This is a genomic window from Nocardia pseudovaccinii, from assembly GCF_050942345.1.
Classification (GTDB): domain Bacteria; phylum Actinomycetota; class Actinomycetes; order Mycobacteriales; family Mycobacteriaceae; genus Nocardia; species Nocardia pseudovaccinii.
Genome location: NZ_CP192074.1, coordinates 3,114,084 through 3,130,071, shown reverse-complemented (window position 1 = coordinate 3,130,071; position 15,988 = coordinate 3,114,084). Strand labels below are relative to the sequence as shown.

Annotated in this window: 16 protein-coding genes; 13 read left to right on the top strand and 3 right to left on the bottom strand. The window is 66.4% G+C overall.

The window, feature by feature from the left end:
• Positions 1-42: 42 nt before the first annotated feature.
• Positions 43-1,590 (bottom strand): sensor histidine kinase, encoded by a 1,548-nt coding sequence (locus tag ACQPZ2_RS13870; RefSeq protein WP_433525900.1) that lies wholly within the window; start codon positions 1,588-1,590, stop codon positions 43-45.
• Positions 1,568-2,308 carry a response regulator transcription factor gene (locus ACQPZ2_RS13865; protein WP_307680683.1) on the bottom strand — a complete coding sequence of 247 codons (741 nt, stop codon included), beginning with the start codon at positions 2,306-2,308 and terminating at the stop codon, positions 1,568-1,570. The genes ACQPZ2_RS13870 and ACQPZ2_RS13865 overlap by 23 nt, the downstream gene beginning before the upstream one ends.
• A 174-nt stretch (positions 2,309-2,482) precedes the next feature.
• Between ACQPZ2_RS13865 and ACQPZ2_RS13860 the strand changes: the two genes are divergently transcribed.
• The 4 genes from ACQPZ2_RS13860 to ACQPZ2_RS13845 all read left to right on the top strand — a co-directional run bounded on the left by ACQPZ2_RS13860 (position 2,483) and on the right by ACQPZ2_RS13845 (position 5,875).
• The gene (locus ACQPZ2_RS13860) at positions 2,483-3,175 is read left to right on the top strand and encodes a hypothetical protein (RefSeq protein ID WP_433525899.1); all 693 of its coding nucleotides are present in this window, start codon (positions 2,483-2,485) and stop codon (positions 3,173-3,175) included.
• A 127-nt stretch (positions 3,176-3,302) separates the two neighbouring features.
• Positions 3,303-3,590 (top strand): hypothetical protein, encoded by a 288-nt coding sequence (locus ACQPZ2_RS13855; protein ID WP_327100760.1) that lies wholly within the window; start codon positions 3,303-3,305, stop codon positions 3,588-3,590.
• Positions 3,591-3,942: 352 nt separating this feature from the next.
• Positions 3,943-4,512, top strand: coding sequence for a DUF2165 domain-containing protein (locus tag ACQPZ2_RS13850; RefSeq protein ID WP_433525898.1), 570 nt, complete (start codon positions 3,943-3,945; stop codon positions 4,510-4,512).
• 112 nt (positions 4,513-4,624) lie between these two features.
• On the top strand, positions 4,625-5,875 hold the full coding sequence (locus ACQPZ2_RS13845) for an MFS transporter (RefSeq protein WP_433527416.1): 1,251 nt from the start codon (positions 4,625-4,627) through the stop codon (positions 5,873-5,875).
• Positions 5,876-5,881: 6 nt separating this feature from the next.
• Here ACQPZ2_RS13845 and ACQPZ2_RS13840 read toward each other — a convergent pair whose 3' ends face one another.
• The gene (locus ACQPZ2_RS13840) at positions 5,882-6,619 is read right to left on the bottom strand and encodes a GntR family transcriptional regulator (RefSeq protein WP_433525897.1); all 738 of its coding nucleotides are present in this window, start codon (positions 6,617-6,619) and stop codon (positions 5,882-5,884) included.
• A 192-nt stretch (positions 6,620-6,811) separates the two neighbouring features.
• On the opposite strand from ACQPZ2_RS13840, the gene iolC reads away from it, so the two are divergent.
• From iolC to ACQPZ2_RS13795, 9 genes are all read left to right on the top strand, one after another.
• Entirely contained in the window at positions 6,812-7,777 is a 966-nt protein-coding gene (gene iolC / locus ACQPZ2_RS13835) for a 5-dehydro-2-deoxygluconokinase (RefSeq protein WP_433525896.1), read from the top strand.
• The gene (locus ACQPZ2_RS13830) at positions 7,774-8,697 is read left to right on the top strand and encodes a Cgl0159 family (beta/alpha)8-fold protein (RefSeq protein WP_433525895.1); all 924 of its coding nucleotides are present in this window, start codon (positions 7,774-7,776) and stop codon (positions 8,695-8,697) included. The genes iolC and ACQPZ2_RS13830 overlap by 4 nt, the downstream gene beginning before the upstream one ends.
• 5 nt (positions 8,698-8,702) lie before the next feature.
• Positions 8,703-9,584 carry a 5-deoxy-glucuronate isomerase gene (iolB, locus tag ACQPZ2_RS13825; protein ID WP_433525894.1) on the top strand — a complete coding sequence of 294 codons (882 nt, stop codon included), beginning with the start codon at positions 8,703-8,705 and terminating at the stop codon, positions 9,582-9,584.
• A gap of 214 nt (positions 9,585-9,798) precedes the next feature.
• Positions 9,799-10,899, top strand: a complete 1,101-nt coding sequence (locus ACQPZ2_RS13820; RefSeq protein WP_433525893.1) for a radical SAM protein — start codon at positions 9,799-9,801, stop codon at positions 10,897-10,899.
• Positions 10,889-12,142, top strand: a complete 1,254-nt coding sequence (locus tag ACQPZ2_RS13815) for an ATP-grasp domain-containing protein (protein ID WP_433525892.1) — start codon at positions 10,889-10,891, stop codon at positions 12,140-12,142. The genes ACQPZ2_RS13820 and ACQPZ2_RS13815 overlap by 11 nt, the downstream gene beginning before the upstream one ends.
• Positions 12,130-13,389 (top strand): ATP-grasp domain-containing protein, encoded by a 1,260-nt coding sequence (locus ACQPZ2_RS13810; RefSeq protein ID WP_433525891.1) that lies wholly within the window; start codon positions 12,130-12,132, stop codon positions 13,387-13,389. The genes ACQPZ2_RS13815 and ACQPZ2_RS13810 overlap by 13 nt, the downstream gene beginning before the upstream one ends.
• A 7-nt stretch (positions 13,390-13,396) precedes the next feature.
• Positions 13,397-14,185 carry an SDR family oxidoreductase gene (locus tag ACQPZ2_RS13805; protein ID WP_433525890.1) on the top strand — a complete coding sequence of 263 codons (789 nt, stop codon included), beginning with the start codon at positions 13,397-13,399 and terminating at the stop codon, positions 14,183-14,185.
• The gene (locus ACQPZ2_RS13800; protein ID WP_433525889.1) at positions 14,172-14,750 is read left to right on the top strand and encodes a histidine phosphatase family protein; all 579 of its coding nucleotides are present in this window, start codon (positions 14,172-14,174) and stop codon (positions 14,748-14,750) included. Before ACQPZ2_RS13805 ends, ACQPZ2_RS13800 begins: the two co-directional genes overlap by 14 nt.
• The gene (locus tag ACQPZ2_RS13795) at positions 14,747-15,940 is read left to right on the top strand and encodes an MFS transporter (RefSeq protein ID WP_433525888.1); all 1,194 of its coding nucleotides are present in this window, start codon (positions 14,747-14,749) and stop codon (positions 15,938-15,940) included. The genes ACQPZ2_RS13800 and ACQPZ2_RS13795 overlap by 4 nt, the downstream gene beginning before the upstream one ends.
• Positions 15,941-15,988 lie beyond the last annotated feature (48 nt).

The window sequence follows — 15,988 nt, the reverse complement described above, 5'->3', positions numbered from 1 at the left end:
CCAGCTCTGCCGTAACTGTGAGTTCGCTGTGTGGCGCAGCGCTCAGTTCGCGGCAGCAGCACCGGGCAGACGCACGGTGAATTCGGTTCGGCCGGGCGCACTGTCCACGGAGATGTCGCCGCCGTGCGCCTTGACGACGGCAGCGACGATCGCCAGCCCGAGACCGGTACTGCCCGCCCGCCGCGAGCGCGACGAGTCACCGCGCGCGAAACGCTGAAAAACCATCGGCTGCAAGCCTTCCGGGATGCCCGGACCGTCGTCGCTCACCCGCCATACCGCTCCCCCGTCGCCGTTGAATTCCAGCGACGTGAGCACCGTGGTACCTGGCCTGGTGTGCACACGCGCGTTGGTGAGCAGATTGGCGAGCACCTGATGCAACCTGGCCGCGTCACCGGTGGTCACCACCGGCTCGTCGGGCAGCTCGAGATCCCAGCGGTGTTCGGGACCTGCGATATGCGCGTCGCTCACCGCGTCCACCGTCAGCTGGGTCAGATCCACCGGCTCGTGCTCCAGCCCCCGTCCGGAATCCAACCGCGCGAGCAACAGCATGTCCTCGACCAGACCCGTCATTCGCCGGGATTCGGAGTCCACCCGTCCCATCGCATAGGCGACCTCAGCGGGCACCTCGGCCCGTTTGCGTTGCGCCAGTTCGGCATAGCCGCGAATGGCGGCCAGCGGGGTGCGCAGTTCGTGACTGGCATCGGCGAGGAATTGCCGGACCCGGGTCTCGCTGTCGTGGCGCGCCGACAACGCGCTGGTGATGTGATCGAGCATCCGGTTCACCGCCGAGCCGAGCTGCCCGACCTCGGTGCGCGGATCGGCGTCCGCGGCCGGAACCCGCACGGGCAGTACGACTTCGCCGCGATCCAGTTCCAGATCGGCCACCCGCGCGGCCGTCGCCGCGACTCGATCCAGTGGTGCGAGCGCGTGCCGGATCAGCCAGATGCCGACCGTGATCGCGATGATCGACACGATCGCCGTCACGATCCCGAGGATCAGCAGGACGCGCAGCAGGGTGGCGTCGACGGCGGTCAACGGCATACCGGTGACAACGATCTCGCCCGACCACGCCGTATCCGCCACCACTCGGTAGCGGCCCTGACCGTCGAGCGCGACATCGACCGGCTTCCCGTTCGCCGGTACCGCGGCAAGCTGCTGTTGTGCGGTATGCGAGAGGGCACGCTGCGCCCCGTCGGCACCGATCCGGCCCGCCTTGGTGACGCTCCCCTCGTGGACGATGGCGCCGATCGTGTCGGGCTGGATGCCGCGCCGGTCCAGGAAATCCGGTCCAGGACCGGAACCCGATGGTGGCGGAGGCGGCGGTGGCGGCATCGACGGCTGGCCGCTGGGTCGTGGCCCGAGACTCGGACCGCCGCCGACATCACCGAGTGAACGCTTCTGCACATCGACCAGTTCGGTGTCCAGCTGATGCACCAGGAACTGCTGCAATGCGAACTCGGTCGCGGCGCCGATCCCGACGACCACGATCACCAGCAACAGCACCTGTCCGACCAACAGGCGGGCCCGCAGCGACCAGCGCCGCGGCTTCAGCACCCGGCGCGCCACCTCAGCTCGCGGGCTTGAGGACATATCCGGCGCCGCGCAGGGTGTGGATCATCGGTGCCCGTCCACTGTCGATCTTCTTGCGCAGATACGAGACATAGAGCTCGACGATGTTGGACCGGCCGCCGAAGTCGTAACTCCACACCCGGTCCAGGATCTGAGCCTTGCTCAGCACCCGCTTGGGATTGCGCATGAAGAAACGCAGCAATTCGAATTCGGTGGAGGTCAGCACGATCAGCTCACCGGCCCGGGTGACCTCGTGACTGTCCTCGTCGAGTACCAGATCGCCGACCACCAGCTGTGCGCCGCTGTCCTCGGTGGCGACGCCGGTGCGGCGCAGCAGCGAACGCAGCCGCAGCACCACCTCTTCGATGCTGAAGGGTTTGGTGACGTAGTCGTCGCCGCCCGCGGTCAGCCCGGCGATGCGGTCCTCGACCGAATCCTTGGCGGTCAGCAAGAGCACCGGCAGGTACGGCAGCTGTGCGCGCAGTTTGCGCAGCACCTCGAGCCCGGTCATATCGGGCAGCATCACATCGAGCACGACCACATCCGGGCGGACCTCGCGCGCCTTCGCGACCGCCGTTCGACCATCGCCCGCCGTGCTGACCTCCCACCCCTCGTACCGCAGGGCCATCGACATCATGTCGGCCAGCACGGGCTCGTCGTCGACGACCAGCACGGTGATGGCGCTGCCGTCGGCGCGGCGCATGACAACTCGTTCGGCCGGCCCGTTCCCGGCGCTCATCGCGGACATCGTCCTACCATGACCGCGAACGCTGGGGGATAGCTGTGCCGAAACTATGTGTCAGCTGTGAGCGCGCACCCAGCGGATCCAGAACCAGCGCACAGCCGACGCCAAGGTAGGCGGACCAAGGTCGGATCCGAGCATTTCATCCGGTCCGCACCCGCAAGGAGCACCATGAGCCAACCCACTCAACAGTCGCCATCGGAACCCGACGCGGTCTGGGGCGCACCCCAGCCCGCGCAGACGCGCACCTGGTCCACCAAGAAGACCCTGGCCGCTGTCGGGATCGCCGGAGCGATCGCCGCGGCGGGCGGCGGTGCCATCTATGCGGCGTCGTCGTCCAATTCGAATAACAGCCATGGTCCGGGCGGTCCCGGTGGCATCGGAATGTCGATGAACGGCGCGTCGGGCCGGTCCGGTCAAGCGGGCGGCCCCGGTTCCGGCACCATGATTCCCGCTGCGCTACACGGGGAGTTCGTCGTCGCCGACGGCAATGGCGGTTACACCACCGAGCTCACCCAGACCGGCACCGTCACCGCCGTGAGCGCGACCTCCATCACCGCCACCAGCACCGACAACTACACCCAGACCTACACCATCTCCGGCACGACCAGCGCGTCGACGGTGAAAGCCGGGGATACGGTGAGCATTCGCGCCACCAAGACCGATGGCGCCGTCACCGTGACCTCGATCACCGCAGGCAATGCGACCGCGCCCGGCGGTATGAGTGGCGGTCCGGGTGCGATGAACGGCGGACCGGGTCAAATGAGCGGCGGCACCGGCCAGGCGGGCGGTGGACCCGGCCAACTGGGCGACGGCACGTCCGGGGGCGGTAGGGGCGGTGGGCAGAGCCGAACCGGCAACTGATCGGTTCATAGCTGGCACTTAACTTCCGCCAACGATGGACAAATGTTGGGGCTCAACGATTCTCGGGGTCGGCCCGGAGAAGCGGGCCGACGGTTTCGGATCTGATCCGACAACAGGAGGAACGCAGATGAGTTTCACATCGAAGCTGGCAGTGACCGCGGCGGCCGGTGCCGTCGCGCTCGGCATGCTCGGCATCGGAGCCGGTGCGGCGAGCGCCGACGGACCCCAGGGACCGGTGCCCGGACAGCAGTGCCAGCCTCCTGGCGATCACCCGCAGGGCCCGCCGCCCGGCGACCACCCGGACGGCCCGCCCCCCGGCGACCACCAAGGCCCGCCCCCTGGCGACCACCCGGACGGCCCGCCCCCCGGCGACCACCCGCAGGGCCCTCCACCGCAGTGCCAGCCCGGCCAGTAATCCATTGCAGCCCAACCCATCCCAATAAGCGACCGCGCGGCGGTGGACTCGAAAATCCACCGCCGCGCTCCGTCGCCATCAGCAACTGGTCGCAATAACTCGCCCCATGTCGAACTGCCGCAACCACCGAATCCGCCACAACAACCCCCGATCAAGATCAGGTGGAATCTATGGCGGCATCGGTCCGAGAAGCTACCGCCCGCACTGCCACCTGATCTTGATCAGGGGCTGGATACCTTGCGAAACAAGGCATTTCGAATCATGCGAAGTGAAGTATGATGACTTGGGCTGTCGGTTCGAGGTGCCGAGCGGCGGTCTCGAATCTTGTGCCAGATCGACCGAGGTGGCGGATATGGGTCTGAGTGGTAAGCGATTCCTGGATGTGGCCGGGAGCCGGGATACGGCCGTGACGGTGCTGGCATCGATCACCGCGTTGTACTACCTGATCGTCGCGGTCACCAACTGCATCGACACCGATACCAACCGGCGCGGTGTGCAGGCGGTGCTGTCGATGCAAGCCACGATCCACCACTCCGGTGTCGACTGGCATGCCATCACCAACAGCACGGTCGTCCTTATCGCCTACATCCTCATCGTGACCTGGGAGTATCTGACCGGCTTCGTGCTGCTCGCGGGGGCGGCGACCGGCTGGTGGGCACTGTTCGGCCGGAATTCCGCCAGAACCGCACTCGCAGCGAAGTTGTCGAGTCTCGGCTGGACCATGGCCGTGCTGCTGTTCGCGGGCGGCTTCCTCACCATCGGCGGCGAGTGGTTCCGGATGTGGGCGAACAAACAAGTGAATGCCACGTCGGCGGCACTGCAGAACTTCCTCCTCGCGGCCGTCGGACTCATCCTCGTGCACATGGCGAGCCGCTCCGAAACCCCAGTCAACGCGGACAGCAAGGCAGCCGCGGAAGGGTAGACCTAACCGACCCAACCCGGCGAGCATCTGAACGGCGGATAGCGGGAACTACGCTGCGTAGGTGCACACGACGCGGGCTTATTGGATTTGGGGGGTCGGTGTTGCCGCGTACATGATCGCGGTATTGCAGCGAACCTCGTTCGGTGTTTCCGGATTGGCTGCCGCCGAGCGGTACCACGCCAGTCCCGCGACATTGTCTGGATTCGTTGTGCTGCAGGTCATCGTGTATGCGGGGATGCAGATTCCGGCGGGGTTGATGCTGGATCGGTTCGGCTCGCGGGCGATGATCGTTACCGGTGCCGCGATCATGGCGCTCGGGCAGGGCGTGCTGGCGTCAACGGAATTGCTTCCGTTGGCGATTGCGGGCCGGGTGCTGGTCGGTACCGGTGACGCGTTCACGTTCATCTCGGTACTGCGGCTGGTTCCGCACTGGTTCGCACCGCGGCGGGTGCCGCTGATTTCCCAACTCACCGGCATACTCGGGCAGTTCGGCCAAGTGCTCTCGGCCCTGCCGTTCTTGGCGGTGCTGCACTCCGCGGGCTGGCCGCCCGCTTACCTGTCCGCCGCTGCGCTCGGCGTGCTGTTCGCGGTCCTGGCCGCGACGCTGATCAGAGATAAACCGCCGGGCGAGACCACGACCGACGCACCGACCCGACTGCGCGAGGTCGGTGCCCAGATCCGCGCGGTATGGACGCATCCCGGCACCCGGCTCGGCTTCTTCACCCATATGGGCACCCAGTTCTCCATCACCACCTTCGCATTGATGTGGGGCGTCCCGTATCTCGTTTCGGCGCAACGGTTGTCGCAGTCCAGTGCGGGTCTGCTGCTGACGGTTTCGGTAGGCGCGGCGATCGCCGCCGGACCGATACTCGGCATCCTCAGTGCCCGCTATCCACTGCGCCGATCGTGGCTGGTGCTGACCATCATGTGCGCCAATGCCACCGTCTGGACGGTAGTGCTGATGCGCAACGAACCCGCCCCGATCTGGCTGCTGGTACTGCTGGTCGTGGTCATCTCGGTCGGGGGCCCCGGCTCGATGATCGGATTCGACTACGCCCGCATGTTCAATCCGAATACCGTGCTCGGCACCGCACAGGGCATGGTGAATATCGGCGGCTTTCTGGCGACCCTGCTGGTCATCGAGACCATGGGCATCGTGCTCGATCACGCAGGCGGATACAGCTTCTCGTCGTTCCGCCTGGCGTGGCTGGTTCAATACCCGATCTGGCTGATCGCCATCACCGGTGTGCTGATCACCCGGTTGAAGACCCGCAGGCATCTGGCCGAGCACGGCATCCACGTGACGCCGCTGCGTACGGCGCTCGCCCGGATCCGCGGCAGACGCAGGCCAGGAAGTGGGTGATACACGTCAGCGGCTCAGCACCGTGGTATCGAAGAAATGCCGCGAGGCCCGGTACACATGCCTGCCCATTTCGATCGGACGCCCGGAATCATCGAAGGCGACCCGCTGCATGGTCAGCAGCGGCGCGTTCGTTCGCTCGTCGAGCAGTTGCGCCTCGGCCCTGGTCGCACCGCGCGCACCGATCCGCTGGCGCGCGAGCGCGATGTGAATTCCCTTGGCCCGCAGGCATTCATAGAAACCATGCAGTTCGAGCTGGTCGGGCGCGGGTGCGAATTCGGCGGGCACGTAATTGGTCATGACGGCCAGCGGCTCACTCCCGGCACGGCGCAGCCTGCGGAAGGTCACGAAGCGGGCGTCCTCGGACACGCCGAGTTCCTCGGCGATATCGGGATCCGGAGTGCCGAGCTGATAATCGAGCAGTTCGGTGGTCGGTTCCTGACCTGCGGTGAGCAGATCGTCGTACAGACTGGTCAATTCGACCGGCCGACGCACCTGGTTCTGCACCACCTGAGTGCCCACCCCGCGCCTGCGCATCAACAGCCCCTTGTCGACCAGTGCCTGGATTGCCTGCCTTGTCGTCGGCCGCGACAGATTGAGCCGTTTGGCCAGGTCGAGCTCGTTCTCGAGGCGATCCCCCGGGGCGAGCCGACCTTCCAGGATCGCGTTCTCGATCCCCTGTGCCAGTTGGAAATACAGCGGGACCGGGCTCGAGCGGTCGATCGCGACATCCAGTGGCGCGGGCATCGTCGGCTCCTCGGGGCGAGCGGGCGCAGGTGAGCGCCAATTTCTTCCACTGTAAATCACAACGAACAGTTCTTGTTAATATGTCCGTAAGTAAGTATGTCCTGACAAAGTCTTGACAAGCGGGTACGACGGGCGCACAGTCTGGATACGCGGCTATGCCCGCCCCCGAGGCCCGAACCCTGGAGTCAGCCTGTGAACGCTCAATTCGAGGTCGTGTCGACCGGTCGGGTCGGCGTCGACATCTACCCGCTCCAATCCGGAGTGGGGCTGGAAGATGTCGAGACTTTCGGCAAGTTCCTCGGTGGCAGTGCCGCCAATGTCGCTGTCGCGGCCGCGCGGCTCGGTCGGCGCACCGCGCTGTGGTCCGGCGTCGGCACCGATCCCTTCGGTCGGTACGTGCGGCGCGAACTGGTCCGGCTCGGCGTATCCGATGCCCTCGTGCAGACCACCGATCACCTGCCGACCCCGGTGACCTTCTGCGAGATCTTCCCGCCGGACGATTTCCCGCTGTACTTCTACCGCGAACCCAGCGCGCCGGACCTGCAGATCACCGGCGGCCAAGTGGATCCCGATATCATCCGCGGTGCGGGCGTGTACTGGTCGACTGTCACCGGCCTGTCCCAAGAGCCTTCTCGTGCAGCGCATTTCGATGCGTGGTCGATCCGGGAACGGCGGCCGCTCACCGTACTCGATCTGGACTACCGGCCGATGTTCTGGGCCGGTGAGGAACAGGCCCGCGCACAGGTACGCGAGGCGCTGACCCAGGTCACGGTCGCGGTCGGTAACCGCGAGGAGTGCCGCATCGCCGTCGGCGAGACCGATCCGCATCGGGCCGCCGACGCGCTGCTGGATCTGGGTGTCGAACTGGCCGTCGTCAAACAGGGACCGGATGGGGTGCTCGGCAAGACCCGCCACGAATCCGTCGTGGTGCCCCCGGCCACCGTCGAGGTGCGCAACGGCCTCGGCGCGGGCGATGCCTTCGGCGGCAGCCTGTGTCACGGCCTGCTGGCCGGATGGGAGCTGGAGACCATCCTGCACCGCGCCAATGCCGCCGGGGCCATTGTGGCCGCCCGGCTCGAATGCTCCACCGCCATGCCGACCAGCGCCGAAATCGACGATCTCGTCGCGCTGTCATTGATTGGAAAGGCCCGGAAATGAGGGTGGCGTCGCGCGGCGATTCGATGAGGGGTGGCGAAGGAGTGCGGTCCTATGCCGAGCTGACCGAGTTGCGTGCGGCCGATCCCGGCGCCATCGCCAGAGCCTTCGCCACGCGGACCCGTCGGGGTCTGGTGCGCGGCGACGGCCGGTTGATGATCATCGCCGCCGACCACCCGGCCCGCGGAGCGCTGTCGGCCTCGGGCAACCCCTACGCCATGAACAGCCGCAGGGAACTGCTGGACCGGCTGGTCACGGCATTGGCCCGGCCGGGCGTGGACGGTGTGCTCGGCACCGCGGACATCATCGAGGATCTGCTGCTGCTCGGCGCGCTCGAGGACAAGGTCGTCTTCAGCTCCATGAACCGCGGTGGCATCGCGGGCGCGGATTTCGAACTCGACGACCGGATGACCGGTTATACCGCGCGGGCGACCGCCGCGGCCGGACTCAACGGCGCGAAGATGCTCAACCGGTTCGATCTCACCGATCCGGGCACGCTGTCGATGATGACCGCGAGCGCCGTCGCCATCGATGAGCTCGCCGCGCTCGGTTTGGCCGCGATGCTCGAGCCGTTCATATCGCATCGGCCCGATGGGCCGGGGACCAAGGTGGTCAACGATCTGTCACCGGATGCGGTCATCAAGAGCGTGCACCTGGCGCAGGGATTGGGCTCCACCTCCGCCTACACCTGGCTGAAACTACCCGTCGTCGCGGAGATGGAGAGAGTCATGGACGCCACCACCCTGCCCACCCTGCTGCTCGGCGGCGACCCGCAGACCAGCCCGGCCGAAACCTACGCGCGCTGGGCGAAAGCCCTTGCGCTGCCGGGTGTTCGGGGCCTCATTGTGGGCCGTGCGCTGCTGTATCCGCCGGATGACGATGTCGCGGGCGCGGTCGATACGGCCGTATCGCTGGTGCGGTGATCGCGATGCACAGCAAGCATTACGTACCCGCCGCCCGCACCTATCGCGCGCCGTACACGGTGGCGCTCACCCAGGAGGCGGCGGGGTGGGATCACGCCAGCCTGCACGTCATCGAGCTCGCGCCGGGGCAATCGCATCGCACGCACAGCCATGCCGACGAGATCGTGGTGGTTCCGCTATCCGGTTCGTGCACCGTGACCAGTGCTGCCGAATCGTTCGAATTAGCCGGGCGCGACAGTGTTTTCGACGGCCCGACCGATTTCGCCTACATCGGACGGGACAGCGCCTACACCGTAACCAGTACCGACGGTGGGCGATTCGCGCTCGGTGGCGCGCGTGCCGAGCAGCAGCTGCCGTTCCGCTATGTGCCCGCCGCCGAGGTGGTCGTGGAGTTGCGCGGTGCGGGCAATTGCAGTCGCCAGGTGCACAATTTCGCGACCGCGGACACCTTCGAGGCCGATTCGATCATCGCCTGCGAGGTGATCACCCCGGGCGGGAACTGGTCGTCGTATCCGGCGCACAAACACGATGAGCTCTCCGATACCGAGACGCCGCTCGAGGAGATCTACTACTTCGAATTCGCCCGTGGCGCCGACGATTCGCCGGGCTTCGGGTTCCACCGTGTGTACGGGACCGTCGAGCGGCCGATCGATGTGCTCGAGGAGGTGCACGACGGCGATGTGGTACTGGTGCCGCACGGCTACCACGGCCCGTCCATCGCCGCGCCCGGGTATCACATGTACTACCTGAACATCATGGCGGGCCCCGGACCGGAACGGGCCTGGCGGATCAGCGACGACCCGGCGCAGACGTGGCTGCGCGGCACCTGGACCGATATGGCGATCGATCCGCGACTTCCCATGAACGCCGAGCAGACTCCGCAGTAGGTCGATCGACCACACCGAATCGCGACACCCTCTGTACCCGATTTCTCAGTGCGGGGAAGAACCGTCATCGAGCCGATGACGGACAATCTCTCCTGGCTCGAAATGGGCCTGCTTTCCTTGCACCCCAATGCTTTTGCGAGTCACAGCCTCGAGTGGGCGGCCGTCTGCGGGGCGCAGCGACTGCGAAATCGACTCCAGCAGAGGAGATATCGTGATGGCCAGCGAGCGGGACCCGATTCCGGATAGATATCGCAAGTTCCGGGTGAAGAACTTCCCGCAGACCGACTTGGCCGGTTACCTTCCCGTCGACGGCGTCGAAGTCAAATTTCTCGACGGCTGCAATCGGTCGTGCATCTTCTGTGTGAACGAGGACTACATCGGGAAACGGTTGAATCCGTTGGACACTGGGCGCTTCGCGCAGTCGCTGTTCGACTGGATCGATTCGCCCACCGAGCCGGAACGGCCCGAGGCGGTCTACGGCACCGGCGGTGAGCCCTTGATGGCACTGGATCTGGTCGAGGAGGTCTTTCGCCCGCTGGGTGAACGCGGCATCACCACACGCCTGGTGACCAACGGCACGTTGCTGAACGAGAAGCGGATCGCCCGACTGGTCGATATGAAGTTGTCCGGGGTGAAGGTCACCTACAACACTGCCGATGCCGCGCGGCTTGCGGCCCTGATGAAGGGCTCGAAATCCGATGACGCCGAACTGATCCTGCGCAACATCGAGCTGGCCAAGGCGGCCGGTCTGTGGGTGTTCATTCGAATCGGGCTCGGCAAGCACAACTTCGACGAGGCACCGAAGATCTATCGCATCATGCGCGAGATCGGCGTCGATGTCGTGCAGATCAAGCCCTGGATTCCGTCCGGACTCGCGGCGGCCAATCAGACCGAGCTGAGCCTGAGCCCCTCGGTACTGTTCGATCGGTTCACCGGAATCATGGAAGAGCTCTACGACGAAGTCCAACAGCCCGGCGGTCCGGAGGTGACCGTCTCCTGCTATCCGCCCGCACGGAACCTGGGATTCACGGTCAAGGATTGCGCCAATGTGGCCAAGATCTACTGCGAGCCCTGCGGCCATGCGCTCGTCTGCAATTTCTCCGACGAATACCTGGGCAGCTGGTTTCCCGAGGACGGAGGCCTGCTCGCGTGCGTGCAGCGTCGCCGCGAGTTGTATCCGCGGATTATGGACGCCCACGGTGTCGCGTCGTGCCCAGCCCGGCTGAACTGGTCGTCCCCGACCGGGGTGGTGAACCCCGCGCCCGAGTGGAAACCGGCAACACTGTTGCCACTGGCTGTCGTCAATGCCGAATGAGTCTGCGCCGCAGCGGATCTTGTTGCTCTCGCGCAAACCGCTCATCGAGCGCCCGCTGCACGAGTGGCTCGCGGAGGTCGTGACCGATACCGTTCTCGTCACCGTGCCCGGGGCGTTGGCGGATATCGGCGCGGACGTGCGCGACCGGTTTCGCGATTGCCGGACCGTATCGGATTACCAATCGTGGTCCACGGAGTGGACAGCCGAATGCGCAGCGCGCGAACACCGAATCGGTCTCGTCGCCAGTTCGAGTGAGGACGATGTGCTGCGCAGTGCGCGGCTGCGCGGTCGGCTCGGATTACCAGGGCAGACACTGGAATCCGCACACGCCTACCGCGACAAGCTGATCATGAAGGATACGGCGGCGCGGGCCGGAGTGGCTGTCCCCCTGCGGCGGGCCATCGATCGGCCTACCGACCTGATCGAGTTCGTCGAGGAGGCCGGATTGCCCGTCGTGGTGAAGCCGCGTCGCGGCTCCGCGTCCATCGGGGTGCGCATCCTGCGCGACGGCCGCGATGTCACCGCATTCCTGGCATCGGGCGAATTGCCCGCGGCACCACAGCATTGCGGGCGGTGGATTGCCGAGGAATACGTCGACGGCGACTTTTTCCATGTGGACGGCATTATCGCGGACGGGGCGGTGGTGCACTGCTGGCCGAGCCAGTACAGCAGCGGCAATGCCGAAGCGGCGCAGGCGGAGTCCGAGTTGTCCAGCGTTCTGCTCGCTCCCGACGATCCGAGAACGGTGCTGCTGCAGAGCTTTGCCGCCGACGTCCATCGCGCATTGCCGAGTCCCGCGTTTCCGACGAGTTTCCATCTGGAGGCGTGGATACCGGCGCACGGCAAGCCCGTGCTCTGTGAGGTCGCCTCGCGAACCGGCGGTGCACTTATCGCCCGCATCTATCGGGAAGCGTTCGGGGTGCACCTGTCCCGGGAGAATCTGCGCGGCCAGTGCGGACTCGGCCTCGAACTGACACAGCAACCCGCAGCGCCGCGCCGCGCCGGTGGCTGGGTGCTCTTCCCACCCGGACACGGCCGATTCCAGCCGGCCCCTGGTGCCTGCCCGGTTGCCGGGACGGAGGTCGAGTTGCATATGCCCGCGGGCACATTCGCGCACGGACCCGAGTACGCCGCACACTCGGCGGCGGCGGTCGCGGTGCATGCCGACACCGCCGAACAGGTGCGAGAGCGAATCCGGGAGACGACGCGCTGGTGGGCCGAGGGGGTTCGGTGGCTGAATTGATCCACGAGCGGCCGAGCCGGGTGGCGGTGCTGTCGAAGAAAGCGCTGACAACGCATCGCTACGATCGCTGGCTTTCGAAATTCGGTATCCGGACAAGCCTTTTCGCAGAGGACACGCCAGCAAGTCGCGCCTTTCTCGCTGGAACACACCAATACTCGACCTCGAGCCTCTTTCCGGATTGGAAGCGCAACCGAGCTGTCGACCAAGCGGTGGCCGCCGAGCATGGCGAACAGCCCTTCGACCGGATCGTCGCGCTGAGCGAATGTGATCTCGTCCGTGCTGCCGAACTGCGCGCCCACCTCGATATTCCGGGTCAGAGCCTGGCATCTGCCACCGCGTTCCGGAACAAGTTCGTCATGAAATCGCTGGCGGGCCGGGGCGGGCTGCGTGTTCCGGAGCACCGGCTCGTCGACTCGGTTTCCACTCTGATGGACTTCGCGGACCTCCACCCCAACGGTGTAGTGGTCAAACCGGTCGACGGGTCGGGCTCGGTCGGCGTCATCGAGCTGTACAACCGAACCGAGATCGAGTCCTGGGTGCATGCCCGCGCCTTGTCGTGTGACGACCCCACCGACTACCTCGTCGAGGAACGGGTTGTGGCGCCGATGCTTTCGGTGGACGGATTGATGCGAGCCGGACAGGTCGAGGCCGTTATGGTCGGGACCTACACACGGACCTGCCTGCACTCGCTGGTCGAGCTGGCGCCGCATGGCATTCTGCTGCTCGACACCGACGATCCGCGCGTCGCGGCGGCCCGTGATTACCTCACCCGGCTGCTGCGCGCACTGCCCGCCCCGGAGGAGACCATGAGTTTTCATTGCGAGCTCTTCGATCACCCGCAACGGGGCCTGATGCTCTGTGAGATCGCTTGCCGCACCGGTGGCGGCAATCTGAACCTGATCGCCGGCGATGCGCTCGGTATCGATCTGGAACAGGCTTCCTGTCTCGGACAGGCCGGCCTCGACGTGCCGGTCGAGCGCACGATGCCTGAATCCGGCCGTTGCTATGGAGATATCGTGGTGCCGCGGTCGCCGCGATCGCTCCCCCTTGGTCTGCACTGCGATCTGCCCGGGGTCCTGCGCTTCCACCGGGATGATCGACCCGGGCTGGCCGCGAAGGTGTCGGACTATGCGGTCGATGCGCTGCTGGCGGGCGACGACCATTTCGGTGTGCGACAGGTGTACGACTCTGTCGTCGCGTGGCTGGACGAGCACCTGCCAGCCGAGTCCGCGACGGGACGGTGCTGACCCCGCGATGGATCTCGGACTGGCCGGACGCGCCTATTACGTCACGGGCGGCAGCCGCGGCATCGGACGGGCGGTGGTTTCGCTGCTGCTCGCCGAGGGCGCGGCGGTCGCGACCTGTGCCAGAGACACCGCGGCGCTGGAGCAGATGCGTGCCGCCCTACCGCCTGAGCACGCCGACCGGTTGCAGACGCACACCGCCGACGTACGGGATGCGGCGGCGCTCGAACAGGCCGTCGGACAGGGGCTCGAACGATTCGGACGGCTCGACGGAGTGCTGGCCAATGCGGGAGCCGGCATCTCCGGCGGTGTGCTGAGGACACCGGAACCGGAGTGGCACAACCAATTCCAGGTGAAGGTGGGATCGGTGCTGAATCTGGTTACTGCGGCGCTGCCCGCGCTGTGCGAGTCGGATGCCGGACGGGTGGTGGTCGTCAACGGTGTCACCGCGCACGCGCCCGATCCGGGCATGGCCGCCGTCAGCGCGACGCGCGCCGCAGTGGCCAATCTGACCCGCTCACTCGCTGTCGAACTAGCACCGTCCGGGGTCCTCGTCAATGCGATCAGCCTCGGTGCGATAGCGACCGACCGTCAGCACACCCGATACCTGGCGGCCGGGACAGCCGAGCCGTTCGAGCAGTGGTGCGCGGGCGAGGCCAGCCGTCGGGGCATCCTGCTGGGGCGCTTCGGGACACCACAGGAGGTGGCTCCGGTTGCGGCACTGCTACTTTCGCCGATCTGCACCTATGTGACCGGCAGTTCCATCGATGTCTCGGGCGGCTCCGGTGGCCGCACCTGACTGGGAGATCGTCATAGCCAGGCACGGCCCTACCGAGTGGTCACGGGCGGGGCGATTCAGCGGTCATACCGACATCCCCCTGTCAGCGGAGGGGCGGACCCGCGCGGCCGAACTCGGCCGGGCACTGCGTCGACCGCTCCCGGAACGCATCCTCAGCAGCGACCTGGCGCGGGCACGACAAACCGCTACATCGATCGCCCTGGCTGCCGGGCTCGACCCGGACGAGATCACGATCAGCAGTGGGCTGCGCGAAGAATCGCTCGGCTCATGGGAAGGCCGCACCCGGGCGCAAATCGCGAGCACCAACCGGGATGGGTTCGCCCGCTGGCTGTCCGGCGATATCGGCGTATTCGACGGCCGGGAAGGGCTGGCGGCAGTGGCGCGGCGGGCCGTTCCCGTGCTGCTCGACCAATGCGCCGGGCGGCCCCGGAGCACAGGTCGGCTGGTCGTGGTCACCCACGCGAATACGGCAGTGGCGCTCATCGGCACACTCGCCGATATTCCGCGTGGTCAATGGGCCGATTTGCCGTGTCCCGGACCCGCGCAAGCCATGGTCCTGTGGTGAGCGGGTCCGCCCGGGCACTGGCCTGCGCGGTGCTGATCACCGCCATCGGCAACGGCCTGTACCTCGCCGGTGCTGTGCTCTTTCTGACCCGCTCGGTCGGGCTGAGCGGAACCGATGTGGGATTCGGACTGACCATCGCGGGTGTGACCGGGCTAGGTGCGGGACCGGTGGTCGGCCACCTCGCCGATCGCTTCGGTGCGCGCGAGATCTACCTGCTCACGCTGACCGCCGAGGCGCTGGCCACCGGCAGCCTCGTCCTGGTCCACGGCTTTGCGATGTTCGTGGTCGTCGCGGCCACGGTCGGCATTGCCGAGCAGAGCAGTAGAGCGGTGCGCGGCGCGCTGATCGCACGGGTCGGCGGGGATGGGCGAGCGCGTCTGCGCGGCTATCTGCGATCCGTCACCAATATCGGCGTGGCATTGGGTGCCGCCGGTGCGGGTTTGGCCATCCGATTCGACACGCGCACAGCGTATTCGGTGCTGATTCTCATCGATGCCGCCAGTTTCCTGCTCACCGCGCTGGTCATCGCTCGTATGCCACGACAGCCCCCGCTGCCTCGGCCCGACCGCGACCATACTGTGCGCCCCGGCAGGTTGGACCTGCCGTTCCTGGCCGTCACCGGGTTATACGGCGTGCTGTCGCTGCAGTATGCGGTGCTCACCGTCGCGCTGCCGCTGTGGATCCTCACCCACACCACCGCTTCGGCCTGGCTGGTCTCGCCGCTGCTGCTGACGAACACACTGCTCGTCGTCGGCCTCCAGGTACGAGCGGGCCGTCGCGTCGATTCCATCGCCGACGCAATCACGATCACCCGCCAGGCTGCCGTCCTGCTGACGCTGGGCTGCCTGCTGTTCTGCGTCAGCGCAACAGGCTCACCGGTATTCGCCATGCTGGTGTTGACGGTCGCGGTAATAGTGCACACATTGGGCGAGATCGCCCACGCCGCAGGCGAATTCGAACTCGGTTTCGCGCTGGCACCGGATCATGAACAAGGCCGCTATCAGGGGATCTTCGGCATGGGAACCGGCGTCTTCATCGCCGCTGCCCCAGCTCTGCTCAGTGTGCTCTGCATCGACCGGGGCCAGGCAGGATGGCTTCTGCTCGGCGGCATATTCCTGACCGCTGGACTCGGCATTGGACCGATCGCGCGCTGGGCGCAGCGCAGCGCCGCACATCTGGTCGATGCATGAAACCGAGCAGTGCAACCTGTACCGCCCAGCACGGCGAATGGCTGCCGT

Excerpts from the sequence above, each read along its gene's own strand:
- ACQPZ2_RS13870 (WP_433525900.1), bottom strand. The coding sequence starts at position 1,590 with ATGTCCTCAAGCCCGCGAGCTGAGGTGGCGCGCCGGGTGCTGAAGCCG.
- ACQPZ2_RS13865 (WP_307680683.1), bottom strand. The coding sequence starts at position 2,308 with ATGAGCGCCGGGAACGGGCCGGCCGAACGAGTTGTCATGCGCCGCGCC.
- ACQPZ2_RS13860 (WP_433525899.1), top strand. The coding sequence starts at position 2,483 with ATGAGCCAACCCACTCAACAGTCGCCATCGGAACCCGACGCGGTCTGG.
- ACQPZ2_RS13855 (WP_327100760.1), top strand. The coding sequence starts at position 3,303 with ATGAGTTTCACATCGAAGCTGGCAGTGACCGCGGCGGCCGGTGCCGTC.
- ACQPZ2_RS13850 (WP_433525898.1), top strand. The coding sequence starts at position 3,943 with ATGGGTCTGAGTGGTAAGCGATTCCTGGATGTGGCCGGGAGCCGGGAT.
- ACQPZ2_RS13845 (WP_433527416.1), top strand. The coding sequence starts at position 4,625 with ATGATCGCGGTATTGCAGCGAACCTCGTTCGGTGTTTCCGGATTGGCT.
- ACQPZ2_RS13840 (WP_433525897.1), bottom strand. The coding sequence starts at position 6,619 with ATGCCCGCGCCACTGGATGTCGCGATCGACCGCTCGAGCCCGGTCCCG.
- ACQPZ2_RS13830 (WP_433525895.1), top strand. The coding sequence starts at position 7,774 with ATGAGGGTGGCGTCGCGCGGCGATTCGATGAGGGGTGGCGAAGGAGTG.
- iolB (WP_433525894.1), top strand. The coding sequence starts at position 8,703 with ATGCACAGCAAGCATTACGTACCCGCCGCCCGCACCTATCGCGCGCCG.
- ACQPZ2_RS13820 (WP_433525893.1), top strand. The coding sequence starts at position 9,799 with ATGGCCAGCGAGCGGGACCCGATTCCGGATAGATATCGCAAGTTCCGG.
- ACQPZ2_RS13815 (WP_433525892.1), top strand. The coding sequence starts at position 10,889 with ATGCCGAATGAGTCTGCGCCGCAGCGGATCTTGTTGCTCTCGCGCAAA.
- ACQPZ2_RS13805 (WP_433525890.1), top strand. The coding sequence starts at position 13,397 with ATGGATCTCGGACTGGCCGGACGCGCCTATTACGTCACGGGCGGCAGC.